Annotated in this window: 15 protein-coding genes and 1 pseudogene; 3 read left to right on the forward strand and 13 right to left on the reverse strand. The window is 56.9% G+C overall.

Annotated features, from left to right (window positions below; genetic code table 11):
• Window positions 1-378: pseudogene (locus HDF10_RS00005) on the forward strand (hypothetical protein); the annotation flags it as partial.
• A gap of 43 nt (window positions 379-421) precedes the next feature.
• Window positions 422-1,903 (forward strand): xylulokinase, encoded by a 1,482-nt coding sequence (gene xylB / locus HDF10_RS00010; RefSeq protein WP_183809292.1) that lies wholly within the window; start codon window positions 422-424, stop codon window positions 1,901-1,903.
• Between the two features lie 105 nt (window positions 1,904-2,008).
• On the opposite strand, the gene HDF10_RS00015 is transcribed toward xylB, so the two are convergent.
• The 13 genes from HDF10_RS00015 to HDF10_RS20530 all read right to left on the reverse strand — a co-directional run bounded on the left by HDF10_RS00015 (window position 2,009) and on the right by HDF10_RS20530 (window position 12,349).
• Window positions 2,009-2,362 carry a PH domain-containing protein gene (locus tag HDF10_RS00015; protein WP_183809294.1) on the reverse strand — a complete coding sequence of 118 codons (354 nt, stop codon included), beginning with the start codon at window positions 2,360-2,362 and terminating at the stop codon, window positions 2,009-2,011.
• Between the two features lie 12 nt (window positions 2,363-2,374).
• Window positions 2,375-2,602: a hypothetical protein gene (locus tag HDF10_RS20645; protein WP_260177508.1), complete on the reverse strand. Its 228-nt coding sequence runs from the start codon at window positions 2,600-2,602 to the stop codon at window positions 2,375-2,377.
• Window positions 2,595-3,056 carry a sodium:solute symporter family transporter gene (locus tag HDF10_RS20650; protein ID WP_260177509.1) on the reverse strand — a complete coding sequence of 154 codons (462 nt, stop codon included), beginning with the start codon at window positions 3,054-3,056 and terminating at the stop codon, window positions 2,595-2,597. Before HDF10_RS20650 ends, HDF10_RS20645 begins: the two co-directional genes overlap by 8 nt.
• A 192-nt stretch (window positions 3,057-3,248) precedes the next feature.
• Entirely contained in the window at window positions 3,249-3,803 is a 555-nt protein-coding gene (locus HDF10_RS20655; RefSeq protein WP_260177510.1) for a sodium:solute symporter family transporter, read from the reverse strand.
• Between the two features lie 46 nt (window positions 3,804-3,849).
• Window positions 3,850-3,939 carry a hypothetical protein gene (locus HDF10_RS21290; RefSeq protein ID WP_406705780.1) on the reverse strand — a complete coding sequence of 30 codons (90 nt, stop codon included), beginning with the start codon at window positions 3,937-3,939 and terminating at the stop codon, window positions 3,850-3,852.
• A 171-nt stretch (window positions 3,940-4,110) separates the two neighbouring features.
• Window positions 4,111-5,697: a ribulokinase gene (locus HDF10_RS00025; RefSeq protein ID WP_183809296.1), complete on the reverse strand. Its 1,587-nt coding sequence runs from the start codon at window positions 5,695-5,697 to the stop codon at window positions 4,111-4,113.
• A gap of 41 nt (window positions 5,698-5,738) precedes the next feature.
• Window positions 5,739-6,428, reverse strand: coding sequence for an L-ribulose-5-phosphate 4-epimerase (locus HDF10_RS00030; protein WP_183809299.1), 690 nt, complete (start codon window positions 6,426-6,428; stop codon window positions 5,739-5,741).
• Window positions 6,429-6,489: 61 nt separating this feature from the next.
• Window positions 6,490-7,971 (reverse strand): L-arabinose isomerase, encoded by a 1,482-nt coding sequence (gene araA, locus HDF10_RS00035; RefSeq protein WP_183809301.1) that lies wholly within the window; start codon window positions 7,969-7,971, stop codon window positions 6,490-6,492.
• A gap of 280 nt (window positions 7,972-8,251) precedes the next feature.
• Window positions 8,252-9,166, reverse strand: coding sequence for a beta-galactosidase (locus tag HDF10_RS21555; protein WP_455685146.1), 915 nt, complete (start codon window positions 9,164-9,166; stop codon window positions 8,252-8,254).
• Between the two features lie 37 nt (window positions 9,167-9,203).
• A complete protein-coding gene (locus HDF10_RS20670) occupies window positions 9,204-9,878 on the reverse strand; it encodes a beta-galactosidase (protein WP_260177511.1) in 675 nt (224 codons plus the stop codon).
• A gap of 173 nt (window positions 9,879-10,051) precedes the next feature.
• Window positions 10,052-11,164: a LacI family DNA-binding transcriptional regulator gene (locus HDF10_RS00045; RefSeq protein WP_260177512.1), complete on the reverse strand. Its 1,113-nt coding sequence runs from the start codon at window positions 11,162-11,164 to the stop codon at window positions 10,052-10,054.
• A gap of 184 nt (window positions 11,165-11,348) precedes the next feature.
• Complete coding sequence (locus tag HDF10_RS00050; RefSeq protein WP_183809303.1) at window positions 11,349-12,143, reverse strand: hypothetical protein; 795 nt, start codon at window positions 12,141-12,143, stop codon at window positions 11,349-11,351.
• Window positions 12,144-12,202: 59 nt separating this feature from the next.
• Window positions 12,203-12,349: a hypothetical protein gene (locus HDF10_RS20530; protein WP_221271315.1), complete on the reverse strand. Its 147-nt coding sequence runs from the start codon at window positions 12,347-12,349 to the stop codon at window positions 12,203-12,205.
• A 960-nt stretch (window positions 12,350-13,309) separates the two neighbouring features.
• On the opposite strand from HDF10_RS20530, the gene HDF10_RS00060 reads away from it, so the two are divergent.
• On the forward strand, window positions 13,310-14,935 hold the full coding sequence (locus tag HDF10_RS00060; protein ID WP_183809307.1) for a hypothetical protein: 1,626 nt from the start codon (window positions 13,310-13,312) through the stop codon (window positions 14,933-14,935).
• The last annotated feature ends 1,185 nt before the right edge of the window (window positions 14,936-16,120 follow it).

Below are 16,120 nucleotides of genomic sequence, written 5' to 3' on the forward strand. Positions count from 1 at the left end.
AACGCAAACGTCACTTCCATTCAAAGCCTCATGCATCTCACCGAAGAAGGTGATCCTCTCGCCATCAAGGCGATACAGAAGCAGGCCCTGCATCTCGGACAAGGTCTACGCCTCGTCACTGCGGCCCTTTCTCCGGAACTCATCCTCATCACCGGCGCTTTCACCACAGCGTGGTCTGCCTTTGGTTCCATCGTGCAGGACGAGTTGGTATCCGGAATTCTCGCAGGCTCTCCCCCCGCCTTGAGGTCACAACGGGAGGAGAGATGGCCCGCCTTCGTGGAGCTGCAGCGATCGCCTCCAGCGTCACTCCGGCTATCACAGCTCATCCCGCCGCGGCACGAAAGAAAAATCGAACGCAAGCAAGCGCTCCGAGACTAGTAGCTAAGCCTAATCAACGCACACAATCACGAGACTCACATCTATGTATCTAGGCATCGACTGCGGCACGCAAGGAACAAAGGCTCTCCTGATCGATGAGCAGGGCATCGCGCACGGTCGAGGGCATGCCACGCATCAAGTGATCCAGCGATCCTCCGGCGCCCGCGAGCAGGATCCTCAATGGTGGATTGAAGCCCTCCAACTCTCAGTCAAGCAAGCGATAGCACAGGCTCCCGGCCATCCCATCAAAGCCCTCGCAGTCTCCGGCCAGCAGCACGGCCTTGTCGTTCTTGACGAGCGCATGCAGGTCATTCGTCCCGCCAAGCTCTGGAACGACACTGAAACAGCAACGCAAAACGCGGAACTCATCGCCCGCTTCGGAGGCCAGCAAGCCTTCTTCGAGCGCTTCGGCATCATCCCCCTCACCGGCTACACCGTATCAAAGTTGCTCTGGCTGCAGCAGCGGGAACCAGAAAACTTCGCCAGAATCCGTCACATTCTACTTCCCCACGACTACCTCAACTTCTGGCTTACCGGCAATCTCTGGGCGGAGTACGGAGACGCCTCCGGAACCGGATACTTCGATGTCCGCAATCGCACCTGGGCTGCCGAGGTCCTAGCCTCAATCGACCAGGGTACTGGCCATCTCCTTCGCGCGCTCCCGACCCTCGTTCCTGCGCAGCGAATCATCGGCACGGTAAAGTCAGATGTAGCCGCCGATCTCGGGATCTCCAACACCTGTCTTGTCGCCAGCGGCGGTGGCGACAACATGATGGGAGCCATTGGCACCGGTAATGTCACCGAAGGCGTCGTCACGATGAGCCTTGGCACTTCCGCTACCGTCTACTCCTTCCGCAACGAGCCCGCAGCCAGCCCTAACTCGAGCATCTCTCCCTTCTGCTCCTCCTCCAACGGCTGGCTTCCGCTCGTCTGCACCATGAACGCAACCAATGTTGTCACGCAGATTCTGGATACGCTTGGCCGTACAGTCACTGATATCGAATCAGCTCTGGCCACCACGGTCCCCGGAGCTGATGCCCTAACGTTCATCCCGTTCCTCAACGGTGAACGCACCCCCGACCTGCCGTCTGCGCACGGCGTTATCCTCGGGATCTCGGCGTCCAATTTTACTCCAGAAAATCTCATCCGCGCGACGATCGAAGGAGTCAGCTTCGGAATTCTCGAAGGCCTCGATCTCATCCTCGATGGCACAAACGCGAAACGCATTCTGCTCATCGGAGGCGGGTCACGTTCCGCGCAATGGCGTCAGCTCCTCGCCGACGCCAGCGGCACAGACGTTCAGGTTCCTCTTGAAGAAGAGGCCGGCTGTCTCGGCGCTTGCATTCAAGCCATCTTCGCCGCTCGCAGCGATATGGGCTCGCCGGAGACCTTCATCGAAATCTGCGATCGTTGCATCAAGCTCGATAACCAACGAACAGCCTCACCCGATCCTGTCCTGGCATCGCAATACGCTCAAGCGCGCGCAGCTTACAAGCACCACCGGGCCACTCAATACGACGTCTAGCCGCGTCGATTCGCTATTCGGAAGGGTCGCTCCCACAATACGAAGGTTCAGGTGAGATTCGCTCTTGAACCGATCGCGAGAATTTTTCTGGTGCTTGTCGGACTCTTACGGCGAATCCCTCCGAACCCAACCGGAGAAGCGTGTGAAGAGACTTCTGGCGCTGGCCTTTCGTGGCTTGGGCGCAACAGATACCACTCTCGGCCTAAATCGGGTTGCGTAGAAGACGCCGAAGACGGTCATGCCGATTCCCCACCATAAGGTGGCGTGGAGCTGAGGAAGCACGACAGCGGGTGGGTGCCGAAACTGGTAAATCCCGATGGGAATAAGCACTAGTCCGTAGACGAGGCAGGGCGAGCAGACGAAGAACCAGATGGAGAGCGGATCCCGGCGGCGTGCGGGTCCCTTTGTAATAGTGCTGGAGGTAGATGGAGACTGGATGTATCCCGTTGGATCCGACATGTTGCGCACTCCTTACCAGAAGATGAAGTTGAGGATGAAGAAGACGGTGCCGACGACGATGGCCCAGAAGATCGGCTTCTGCCAGAGGGCTGCGGCTCCGTCGTGGGGGATAATTGTTGCGCCGTAGACCAGGCCCTTGAGCTCGGCTTTGGTCTTGGGCTTGGTCATGTAGCTAACGGCGACTGTTACAAGTACGCAGACGAGCCAGCTCCACAGAGCGCGGTAGAGGTTCTCAGCCATGGGTTTGGCGTCGGGTGAGAGGGCGATGTAACGCAGCGCGCCAGCGTGCCGCTGCACCCATGCCCACATGCCGATTGAAGCCACGGTGCCGCAGAGCAGACCCAAAATCCGCCGCTGCGGTAGCACGCTTCCATAGCATGCCCAATATCACCGTGCCGAATAGCGGCGCGATGAAGAAGCTGAAGAGCGCCTGGACGTAATCCATAATGGAGGCCGCGTTCATAACCAAGTACGCGGTACCCACGCTGGCAAGCATGCCGACGACAGTTGAGATGCGGCCCATGAACACGTAGTGTTTGTCCGTTCCGTCCTTCTTCAGGTAGGCACTGTAGAGGTCGTAGGTCCATACGGTGGAAAATGCAGTGACATTGCCAGCCATACCGGAAATGAAGCCTGCGACCAGCGCCGTGATGCCGAGACCAAGCAACCCTGGACCGCAGTAGCGCACCAACATGAGTGGCAGCACCTCGTTGTAGCTGTACTGGCCGGTGACGGCAGCGCGACTGACTCAGGCACGAGCTTCATCAATGACCCGTCGGGGTTGCGCAGCACGGCAAGCGCGAGCAGTCCGGGGATGATCACGATGATGGGTACTGCCATCTTGAAGGCCGCGCCAATGATTGGAGCCATACGCGCTGCGCGAAGGTCATTGGCCGAAAGCACGCGCTGGACGACGAGGAAGTCCGTGGTCCAGTAGCCGAAGCTGATAACAAAGCCTAGCCCGAAGACGATGCTCGTCCAATGCACGCCCATCTGGTTCGCCGAGAAGGAGCCCAGAGTGGACCACATGTGCGTATATTCGGTAGTGTGGCAGATTGGCCGCGATCTGCGCTTTGAGGTTGTGCCATCCGCCAACCTCGATGAGGCCAACAATGGGGATCAGGGCAGCTCCAGCCCAGATGAGCACAAACTGCAGCACCTCATTGATGATGGCCGAGCGCAGGCCGCCCAACATCACATACAGGCCTACCGTCGCTGCGCCTACCCAGATAGAGAAGTTGATATCCCAGCCGAGCACGACCTTCATAACCAGCGCCATGGAGTACATGTTCACACCACTCATCAATACGGTCATGAATCCGAACGATATTGCCGACAGGGCCCGAGCACCTTCACCGAAGCGCAGTTGCAGATACCCTGGCACCGAGTGCGTCTTAGAGATGTAATAAAAGGGCATCATTGCAATGCCGAGAAACAGCATCGCAGGAATGGCCCCTATCCAGTACCAGTGCGTCGCCAGGATGCCGTTACTGGTACGCCGACCCTGCCCAACCCATTAGCTCGAGCGAACCAAGGTTGGCCGACACGAAGCTAAGGCCCGCGATCCATGCCGTCATCTCTCGACCAGCAAGGAAAAACTCTTCACTTGTACTCGCCGAATCCTTCACATAGAAACCGATAAAGAGAACAATCGCAAAGTAGAGAAGAAGAATTGCAATGTCCGGCGGAGACAAATGTGAGCGTGCGGCTCGCGAAGAAATACAGGGCTAGCGGCATAAGTGAGATTCCTAGTCTTCCGTTCTTGATTGATGCGCGATGTGACGAAGCTGCGGCAGTACATCGCCGAGCGTGACGGCATCGGCATTGCGCGATCCGAGCGCGAAGTAGAGCTTGCGATAGAGCTGGTAGAGCAGTTCATATCGCTTGACCGCCTTTGGTCCAGGTATAAAGGTCCTGAAGGGAAGGCACAGTTTCTGCTGCGCGGCTTCGATCGATGGAAAGACTCTTGCGGCGGTGAGAGCCACGATGCCTGAGCCGAGACTTGTGGGGGTTCCGTTCGGCACCAGGACCGGCTTGTTCAGCACATTGGCGTACACCTGGTTCAGCACAGCGTTGTTCTGTGGAATGCCGCCGGCGTTAATAACACGCTCGATCGGCACGCCGTGCTCGGCCATGCGCTCCAGGATGATGCGCGTATGGAAGGCCGAGCCTTCAATGGCCGCGAAGAGCTCATCCTGCGCGGTGTGCATCAGGTTCCATCCGAGGGTCAGGCCTCCGAGCTCAGGGTTGACGAGCACGGTGCGGTCGCCGTTGTCCCAGCTCATGCGCAGCAGGCCGGTCTGGCCGGGCTTGTAGGCCTCGAGCCCCTGGGCAAGCTGCTTGACGTCGGTTCCCGCGCGTCGCGCGATGGCCTCGAAGATGTCGCCAACGGCGGAGAGTCCCGCCTCGATGCCAGTGAGCTTCGGATCCACGCTGCCCGGCACGATGCCGCATACGCCGGGGATAAGCTCAGTCTTCTGGGCCATGGCGATGATGCAGGTAGAGGTGCCGACTACATTGACGAGGTCGCCTTCTTTGCATCCTGCGCCGAGCGCGTCCCAGTGGGCGTCGAAGGCACCGACCGGAATGGGGATGCCAGGGCGCAGGCCCATCTCCGCGGCCCATTGCTCTGCGAGGCCGCCGTAGATGTGGTCCGAGGTTAGGTATTCACCAGCCATCTTTGCGCGCGCGCCTTTGAGCAGGGGATCGACCGCGACCAGAAACTCCTCAGAGGGCAGGCCGCCCCACTTCGGGTTCCACATCCACTTGTGACCCATGGCGCAGACGCTGCGCTTCAGGTCAGACGGGCTGCGGACGCCTGTGAGTGTTGCGGCCACCATGTCGCAGTGTTCGAGCGCAGTGGCAAACTTCGCGCGCTTCGCGTCATCGGCGTTGCGAAGCCAATGCAGCAGCTTGGCCCAGCCCCATTCGTGCGAGTACACGCCACCACACCAGTCGATAGCCTCAAGCTTCATGGCGTGGGCCTTTCCAGTGATCTCGTGCGCCTCGCGATGCGCGCGATGGTCGCACCAGAGGTAATACTCGTCCAGGGGCTGGAGCGCGTCATCGACCACGACGACGCTTGAGCCGGTGGTATCGAGTGCCATGGCCACGATGTCTTCGCCGCGGACGCCTGTCTCGGCCAGCACGTCGCGCGTGGCCTTCACCAGTCCGTTCATCTGGTCGGTGTGCGACTGGGTGGCATAGTCCGGATCTTCACGCCGGCGGTGCAGCGGATAATCGGCCAGGGCGGTTCCCAGCCGTCCGCGAACGGAGTCCAGCAGCGTGACGCGGACACTCAACGTCCCAAAATCAATACCGGCAACAATAGCCATAGAAACCTATCCGGAATGCGTAAGCAACCAAAGACTACAGTCTAAGAATTTTGTCCATAGGTTGCCTTCGCGCCGTGCTTGCGGAAGTAATGCCGGTCGAGCAGCGCCTCCGACACTCTGGAGTTCGAGTTGAGCAGTACGGTAATGAAGGCCATCTTCGCGACGGCTTCGAGCACGACGGCGTTGTGAGCGGCATCGCGTGGGCTGGTGCCCCAGGTAAACGGAGCATGGCCTGCGACGAGCACTCCGGGCACCGCCAGAGGGTCGACGTCGGCGAAGCGCTCGAGGATGGCTGTGCCCGTGCTCAGGACGTAGTCGCCGTTGATTTCGTCATCGGTCAGCTCGCGGGTGCATGGCACCGGCCCGTGGAAGTAGTCGGCGTGGGTGGTGCCGAGTGGAGGGATGTCGCGGCCCGACTGAGCCCACGCCGTGGCATGCTCGCTGTGCGTGTGCACTACGCCGCCGATGCCGCTGAAGGCTTTGTACAGCTCGAGATGTGTCTTCAGATCGCTCGAAGGACGGAGCGAACCTTCGACAATGTTACCTTGAAGGTCCGTGACGACCATATGCTCCGGCTTCATATCGTGATAGTCCACGCCGCTGGGCTTGATGACTACGAGACGGGTTTCGCGGTCGATGCCGCTGGCGTTGCCGAAGGTGTAGAGCACCAGCCCGCTGCGCACCAGCTCAAGATTTGCTTCCAGCGTGGCTTCCTTCAACTGCTCGAGCATCTGTTGTGCCGCCTTTCTGTGAGAGATGTGAGGCCTTCGCCGCGACTGTCAAGGGTGAGCATCAGTACCGAACGATTCCTGCGTCATTCCAACGGAGTTCCTGACGGAGTTGGTGGAGTGTTGTGTCGGCATTGATGCGGATGCACTCGATGCCGGCGATCTCCGCGTAGTCTTCCATGTGCTGCAGGGTAAGTGCCTGGCTGAAGCTGGTGTGATGGGCGCCGCCGGCATAGATCCAGGCAGCGGCGCCGACCTTTAGGTTGGGTTTGGGGATCCAGAGGGCGCGCGCGACGGGCAGCTTCGGCAGGCTCTGCTCGGGCTCGACGACATCGACTTCGTTAACCAACATGCGGAAACGAGTGCCCATGTCGATGATGGACGCATTGATAGCAGCCCCTGCAGGCGCGGTAAATACTAGTCGCACCGGATCATCTTTTCCGCCGATGCCAAGCGGATGTACCTCCAGCGACGGCCTGGCGGCGGCGATGGACGGGCAGATCTCGAGCATGTGCGAGCCCAGTACCTTTGGGGTTCCGCTGAAGTCGTAGGTGTAGTCCTCCATGAAGGAGGTTCCACCGCTCATGCCCTCGGCCATAACCTTCATGATGCGCACCAGAGCGGCTGTCTTCCAGTCGCCTTCGCCAGCAAAACCGTAGCCGTCAGCCATGAGCCGTTGAGCTGCGATTCCCGGCAGCTGCTTGATTCCGCGGAGGTCCTCGAACGTATCGGTAAAAGCGCCAAATCCGCCCTCGTCGAGGAATGCGCGCAAGCCGAGCTCGATCCTGGCGGCATCAAGCAGCGACCGCGGGCGATCGTGCTGCTTCGCAATGGAATATGCATCGCGGTATTCTGCGACGAGCTCGTCTGTCTCCGCATCGCTGAACTCATCGATGCGCGCGACCAAATCGCCGACGCCATATCCGTTTACCGAGTACCCGAAATGTGCTTGTGCGGCTACCTTGTCGCCTTCGGTGACGGCTACCTGGCGCATGTTATCGCCGAAACGCGCGACCTTCAGATGCTGCGATTCATGCCAACCAGCAGCCGCACGCGCCCAGGCGGCAACCTCGGACACTGTATCGGGGTCTTTCCAGAAACCTACAACCACCTTTCGCGCCAGCCGCAGACGCGCAGTGATGAAGCCGAACTCACGGTCTCCATGGGCTGCCTGATTCAGGTTCATGAAGTCCATGTCGATGGTGGACCATGGTAGCTCACGGTTGAACTGAGTGTGGAGTTGCAGGAACGGCTTGGAAAGCGCGCTCAGCCCAGCGATCCACATCTTCGCGGGCGAGAAGGTATGCATCCACAGGACCAGGCCGATGCAATGCTCTGCATTATTCGACTCCCGGCAGAGGCCGCGGATCTCCTCCGGCGTGGTGACCACTGGTTTGAACACTATTTTTAACGGCATCGAGGTCTCCTGCGCGAGTGACGCGGCGACGGCCTGTGCGTTAGCCGCAACCTTCTCCAGGGTCTCGGGCCCGTACAGGTGCTGGCTTCCGGTTACGAACCACACTTCAAGCGTCTTCAAATTCGTCATAGTCCTGTTGTTCTTCTGTGTATCTGATGGCTGGCCAAATGGCGGAGAGAGTAATAAATGTTAAATTTCAGGAAAACGCTTCCTTACCGCGATTGAAGTCACGATTTGCCTATCTTTTTGCGAAGCCGAGTAAACGTATTCTCAGCTGCGAAAGACATCCTAGGAGTTGGATCCGCCAATTGTCAAGAAATACCCTTTGCTGGGCCCGCTACGTGCGACCGAGTCAGTGCCCACCATCGCTCAAAAAGTGTTCCCTATTCGTATGGCACGGGTACAGAGCTTACCTCCGGCAAACCGGCTGTGCACGGAACATCTCTAAGCATCGCCCCCTTGGGGCCTGGCCGTTATCGAGGAGAGATGAACGAAGCCATTGGCCCGCTTCTTGCAGAAAATTTTGCCGGTTTCTAGAGTGACGCGTACGCTTGACGGCAGGGTCTGGTCTGAGTTCAGCAGGCTTGCCAGGCCGAGTACCTGCGAGACTACAGCAGTCTGACGCTTCTCGTTGAGCCAGGTGCCCTCGTAGGTCAATGTGCCGGACCCGAACTGGTTGCGGGTGATGGCGGGCCAGTGCCCGAAGAACGGGTGATCGTAGTATGCGAGAGGCTGGGCGTGCGTGCGCGATATATAGCGCAGGCACGATGAGAACCTTGTATTTCGAGAAGTCAGCGTCCTCGGGAAAGACAAAGTCTGTGCCGATGTTCAGGTTGTACAGGACGCGATGCATCTGTGTGACGAGGGCGCCGTAGTCGGCGGCCGGCGGACTGGAGGTCCACTGCGGCCCGGCACTGTGGGAAAAGGGCATGAAGTCCAGGACATTCGCCGAATCTACGCTGTAGAGAATGGCGACTTGGTTGGTGATTTTAAGGCCGACCAGATGCTGGCCGATGCGGTCGAGCTCGTGAGCTGTCCGCGAGACCTCGGCGTAGGCGCGGTTCGGTTCGAGGTCATGGCCGAGGACGCCCTTCCAGTAAGTCTCCTGCCCGGAGTGGATGGAGTGCCAGTGCCAGTGCTCGACCATGTCGGCGCCGTTCGAAAGATGGGTGTAGACGTCTTGGCGTAACTGGCCATCATAAGGCGGGTACTGCCATGCGGAGGTCCAGTCGGTAGTCTGAGCGTTGGTCTCTGTAACCAGGTAGTTGCCGTGCTTGAAAGATCGAATGTAGTCGCCAGTAAGGGACTGCGACTCGCCACCCATATTCGAACTGGTCAGGGCGCCGATACTGCCGCACCAGTTAGGCTTGCCATGAAAGGTAGTTGGTGACCCGCATCTGCTGCCAGCGAGACCATTCGAGCTTGTATCCCGTGACCTGTACGCTGTCTCGTGTAGGCAGTTCATCCCAGCTGTGGATGTCCTGTCCCCAGTAGTTCAGAAACCACGCTTTATCTAGATTTTCCGGAGTCGAGAACCTGCTCTTGAGATGGTCGACGAAGCCAGTGAAGACGTGGGGATTGGAAGCACCATACGAAGAAGTCTCGTTGTCGATCTGCCAGCCGATTACGGCGGCATTGTTGCGGTAGTGTTCGACCAGATTGTGCACGATTCTTCCTGTATAGAAGCGGAAGGTTGTATTGTCTGTGTCCATGTTTTGGCGCATGCCGTAGAAGACAGGCGCGCCGCCCAGGGGACGCGCGAGTATCTCGGGATGCGCCTTGTAGAGCCACGAAGGAATGGAGTAGGTTGGCGTTCCCATGATCACTTTTATGCCGGCCTTCCCCATGGCATCGACGACGCGATCCATCCAGGCGTAGTCGAAATGTCCATCCTCCGGCTCCCAAAGACTCCAGGTGGATTCTCCTAGGCGGACGACGGAGATGCCGGCCTGCTTCATGAGAGCGACGTCGGTATCGAGCCGGTCGTACGGCATGTACTCGGGATAGTAGGCCACGCCATACAGGACGTTGGGCAACTTCGGTAGCTGGGTAGCGGAGCCTGATTGTGAACGAGATGCAGGATGCTTGCCAGCAGGGAGCGACTGTCCTTGGACTTGTGAGGACGTGGTCTGTGAAGCTAACAAAAGGCCGAGGGAGGCGCAGAGGCACAGTTTTCGAGTGGTCAAGATTACCTCTCAGAATTCCGAATTCAGGAGTTGGAGCGGCGCCGGCGCGAGGGCTTTGATTGCTGCTGATTGTCGAGCATGGTTCCACGTGGATAACTCGTGGTCTGGCGGACGATCAATCGCGTTGTGATCGTCCATTCCCTTGCTGCAGAAGCATCGTTGGGTTTTTCGATTCCCGCGCGCAAAGCTTCTATGGCCGAACGCGCAATATCGGAACACGACATTTGAATGGTGGTCAAAGGGGGAAAGGTGAATTCAGCGATACGGATGTCATCAAATCCGATGACTGAAATCTCATCAGGCACCCGGGTATTGGTCTTGTAGAGCTCGTGCAGGACACCAATTGCGGTCATGTCGTTGGAACACATGACCGCCGTAGGCATGTGCTTGTTGCGTGCCAGAATACGCATGCCCTCCGTGCCTCCCTCGAGTGTGTGGGCGCCCTCGACGATACTCTCCGGGCTCACGGTTACGCCTATTTCGCGCATCGCTTTGGCGAAAGCATCGCGTCGCGCCTTCGCAGAGTGCAGCGCCAACGGACCCGTAATGAATGCGATGCGACGGTGTCCCAAGGCCGCGAGATGCTGCACTCCTTGGCGAATGCCGGTCTGATAATCCACCTTCAAAGTCCGCACAAAGGGAGAATCGGGACCTGTATCGATGAACACCAAAGGAACCTGCCGCGCTGCCAGCTCGTCGAGCAATGGCGCCTCAATGCCAAACGTCATGATAGCCACGCCATCGACTTTTCGCTCTAGCATCCGGCGGATACAACGGAACATTCGCTTGGGATCGTAGTTCGTTGAGCCGATCAGCACCTCGTAGTTGCTTTCGACGGCTACGTCTTCAAACTGCTGGATCAATTCAGGAAAAAACGGGTTAGTGATTTCGGAGATGATTAGTCCCAGGATCCGGCTACGTCCGGACACGAGCGCGCGAGCCTGAGTGTTGGGGAAATAGTTCAGATCTTCAATTGCCTGCCAAACACGTTTTGCCAGTTGAGGATTCACGGTCGAGACCTGGTTGATCGTGCGTGAAACCGTGGCACTGGAGACATTTGCACGGCGAGCGACATCTCGGATATCCATGCGGCCCGGTGCGAGCTCACGTTTACGTGTTTTTGTACTTTTTTTCATTGTGAGTGAGTATACGTATACCTGAATCCATTGAACAGGCCTCTCTTCGCCCTTCCGAGACAAAACAGGGAATCGGCACTTCCGACACGGTTGCTGCGCGCACAGAGCAAAAGAATCTTCAAAATCACTTGACATTCTTTTGGCGTAGCGAGTAGTTTTCTATCGACTCTGAGAAAACGTTTTCTCAAACAGTGATTGCATGAGTCTTCGCCTGTTTCAGAGCCCCACCGAAGACAGCATAGATCTGTCCTGTGGCGGTCAGATCGCCGCCCGTCGCGTGGAACGTCATGTTCTTATTGAGACATGCGTTCCAGTACGACGATGTGTTCTGGAACATGAGCGAGCTAGTACTTCCTGTGGCGTTGTAAAGCTCAATCTGATCGATCGAAGAGGTCGACAGGAATTGGATGGCCATCTGAGCCTGATAGATTGCCTCCAGCCATGTGCCTGTGAACTGAGCGTTCGAGGTGCAGTCTCTTAATCCTCCAAACTCAGTAACCCATATACGCAGTTTGGCCTTCTCGATCGGGTTCACTTCACCCGAAACGATCTTAGCCCAATCGCTGAAGGCATTGCTGAGAACTGTATCCGCCGAAGTTCCATTCCGGATTCCACCGTCGAGGATGCTGTCATAGCGATGGAGCGTCACGGTGTTTACATCACGGATCTTGCCGACCACCGCGTCGTTCCAGTTCTTGGTGCGCGCATCTCCCGATGAAGGAATAGAGCCGACCGAAGCGATGTGCGCGTTGGGATGCGTGCGCTTAAGATTAGCGGTCCATTCATTCATCTGCGACACATAGTCGGCTGCCGTGGGAAATGCTTTGTCATGGTCTGGAGAACTCCAGGAGAATTCGTTGCCAAGTTCCAGATCTTCCACCGGCAAGTTCAACCCGCGTGCTGCGTCGAGCATCTGGAGCTGGTTTGCCATCGCCTGCGGCAGGTTCGCGCGCTGCAGCACGGCATTGTTTAGCGTCATGACGTTCAGGCAGTAGACAGGATAGGTCCCGGTGGTGTGGGTCAGATCTGCGAGAGCACTTAGTGTGTCCTGTGTCCTGTGTCCTGTGTCTTGCTGGCTTTGCCCAGCGGATAGACGATTCCGTTCTTCCAGTCCCAGTAGTTGCTAACATCTCCGCCAGGAAAGCGAACCGTCTCAATTCCAGTCTCCTTGATAGTGCGTTGCAACTTGGGATCGTCCCAAAAGGGAACAGGGTTCGAGTAGCTGTTCTCGATGTTGACGCCTAAGAAATGCGGTGCAATCGCGTGAGGGGATGCTGTGCTTTTCGGGATGGGGCCTTGTGCGGCGGAATTGGAGCACGCGCAGAAGATCACACATCCCATCACCATGGCATTCAAAAAGACATTCAAACGATGTCTACGGTTAAGATGGCGCATTTCTTTTTCTATCACTAGCCGAAGTTCCTTCACTCGTTGCTGAACTACACTTGACTGAGAACCATGGAAGCAAAAATGCGAGCGTAACGACTCATATCGACACCATGCCAATCCGAAGATATCAAGTGATGGATATCTACACGACAATATCCGACTAGACCCGGATGTCTTGGTAAAGTTCTTCTTCATTTCGAATCTCAGTAGCGTGAAAATTGAGTCGCTCATCGCGTGCAGTTCTTGATGCGTCATCCAGTTTGTACGAATGAACAAGATCGAGATTCACCAACTAGAAACTTGTCCCTTGATAGTTCTTTCGATGCCCGCTTGAGCGCCCCGCTTCGACGGAAATCGGCAAGTCTCGCCGGCTACCTCATAAACGGCCTGAGTTAACCATTCAGGCATGTTTCAGCACCCAATGGGAGAGTCTCGGTCGAAAACCTCTGCCGTGCGCTAACAGAAGTTTCCCCCTAAATCCCATCTGCATAGCGACAAAGACAAAGCCACGTTCGATGAGCGCATTGGCGATTTGACATCAATCGAGGATCAAAAGAGCAGGCGAATCCCATTCGCTGCATACATTCAGTAAGTCGATTTTACGGATAGCCTGGTTTATAGAATCTGCCGGAACCTTCGATTTCTTTTGGGGTCTTAACAACCGGGGCTTCAATTCTCTCCGAGCTCATCGTAGGCTTGAAACGTGCAATATGCAGAGTCCCGTTGCTTTTCTCCGATAAGCACTGAAAGGTCGCTATGTCCAACGCCACAAGTGTGTTTAGGATGTTTTGGCTGTTTTTCTCCCTCGCAACGGGAGGGATCGATCTCGCAGTCGCCTCCTCGGCAGCGCCAGCTCAAAACGCTCACGCGGGACCGGTGACCGGAGTCATTGACGGCGTTCAGTTCCAAGGCGACCAATACTACGCGTCTGGTTGGGCTTGCCAGGAGGGCCAGCGAGGCTCCATTGATGTTAATATTTACGCCGACCATGCCGCGGGTGATAAGCCACCAGGAACGTTTGTTACTGCAGGCACGGCAAATCTGGCGAACGAACCTGCCGTGGACCGAGAGTGCCACGCGAATGGGGGCAAACACCGTTTCCGGATTCCGCTGCCGAACCAACTGTTGAGGACGTTTCAAAACAAGAAGCTCTACGTACACGGGATCGCGGTCGCGGGCAACGTCGGGAACGCCGCGATTGCAGGGTCAGGAAATTTTAGTCTTCCGATGCCGAAATGGCCGCCCGATCCGCCCACACCTAACTTTCTCGATGGTCCTCCTGTGGCGGCCTTCGACACCAGGAAGGATTCTTGCGAGCAGATCGACATTCCCGACGCCGCGGCGCGCGCCTTTCGAGACTACAAAGGGACGATCCACCTGATCGCTTCGCACTACGTGACGCGCGCGGGGCTCGGAGCAACGCTCGAAACCGTGAAGCACAATTGTCAGGTTGTCTATCAAACTCCACATGACGGAAACATTGCGGACTACAACGACTACACCTGGCTCAATGCGTTCTACAACGTGGATGGAAAACGGGTTGTGGCCCTGGGGCACATGGAATATCACGGCTGGGAGCATGGCCAGTGCGCAGGGAAGACGGACACCTTTACCTGCTGGTACAACATGCAGACATTCAACCTGTCGGAAGATGGCGGTTATCATTTCGCCCGCCCGAAGCCACCTGCGAACTATCTTTTGAGCCTTCCATATAAGTATCAGGTAAATCAGGGGCCTGAGGGGTGCAGCGTCGACGCCAACATCGTGAAGGTTGGCGGATGGTACTACGACGCGCTGAACGGGTGGACGTGGCCGCCCAATTGCGGCGACGGCAAGGGGTTGCGGCCTTGCCTGAATCCCGGAGGTAGTTGCCCGATTCGCACAGTGAATATCCAGGACGCATCATCCTGGCGCGGCTGGGATGGAAAGGGATTCAATGTTGTGTTCGCAGATCCCTACCGCGGACCGGTGGCTAATCCGGCGGCTCATCTTTGCGTTTCGGTGCCGAATATAGAGTTTTTGTCGGGGTTCAACTACTACGAGGCAGCGCATTTGTTTATTGGGACGCAGTTCACTCCAGTGGAGACCGCGTACGGTCCGCCGGGCGTTTACTTCACGACCACGCCGGACTTTGTGCATTGGAGCAAGCCCGCCCTGGCGCTAACTATGAACCAGATGCTCCGGCGGGAGCCTGAAGGAAGTTGGTCTTATGCGTATTTTTCACTGATCGATCCAAGATCGACGGATTCGAGCTTTATGACGATTACAGACACTCCTTATCTTTATTACGTACGGATGGACGACAACCACGGTCCCTACCAGCGCGTCTTGTTCCGGCAAAAGACCAAGTTGAACTGGTTAACGAAGGGACGAAATCGATGAACGAGTAGCGCCGGGTCGATTTTGACGACGTATTGCTCCAGGAATTCGGCGCCGAGTAAGCCATCTATCCTTACCGGAACTGGTACTTTGGAGAGGTCGACGATTTTCGCGTGCGGAATCCTGGTGACTAGGCCAGCAATAGTCAGTGTGACTTCGCCGGCGTCGCCACCAGACACTTCTCCTTTTCCGACGCCGTGAATCGAGCCGCCGGACCGTATTCCAATGTTCAGCTTCTGAGCTGCGGCTTCTCAATGATGCTGTTGGGCGCGCCCGTATCGAAGCAGAACCAAAGAGGGCCTGAGCCGTTCACCTGGACGGGAATGTAGATAAACTTTCCGACCGCAATTTGGGATGGCTGCTTCTATGCCATTTCGGCAACGTCACGCAACTCATTGAAATTGCGAGACATCAACCGCGCTATAACGCTACAAACGCACAGATTTTTCCTGTTATTGGACCCTCGAAACCACTCCACATATGCGCGTATACCGGGACCGATCCTGTATTCGCCGCAGAACTGATCAATGAGTGCATTGGGCCTTTTGGGTATTGAAAAACTCGCTCCCGGAAAACCGTGCTCAGAAACATCGCGCTGGGATGACCCTATAAACAATTTTCCCCGGCCGCCTATACATTTCTGGTCGCCCATTTCGAATCGGTTTTCAGAAAAATCGACTTTTTCAACACCCACGGCCTCTTGTCGCCAAAGTGACAACCGAAGACCACTTGTCCGACATGCCAATTACCAACTTTCCGTGAAAGCTAGCAACCGTGCTGTCGTACTCACCGGCATTCAGCCTGAATTGCCGCGTCCCGCATTGGCGCCGCGTTCCACAGTCTTTCGACCGCCACGCCTGGCTATCTCCTAGCTCACATCTTCCGCATTTTTGTCGCGGATCGAATCAACATTGAACCTGGAGACTTCCCACGCGTATACGCGCGTTCACGCTTGTAGGAGCGTACGTTTTTCTACTGTGCTGTCTGCATGCCCTTGGGCAGACAGCGCAGAACGATCCCTCTGCTAACCCAACGAAAACCTTTAAAGATAGCGACGATACGGTGGCGATCCTGGGGGTAGGAGCATCCACCAACTGGAACTTCAGCGGTGGTACGGCTACATTCGCGCCCAACCTTGCGGCAGAATGTACCGGGGATTTCATGTTCGGGCCAACTGGCAAGCATCGT

This window comes from Tunturiibacter empetritectus (assembly GCF_014201375.1).
Classification (GTDB): domain Bacteria; phylum Acidobacteriota; class Terriglobia; order Terriglobales; family Acidobacteriaceae; genus Edaphobacter; species Edaphobacter lichenicola_D.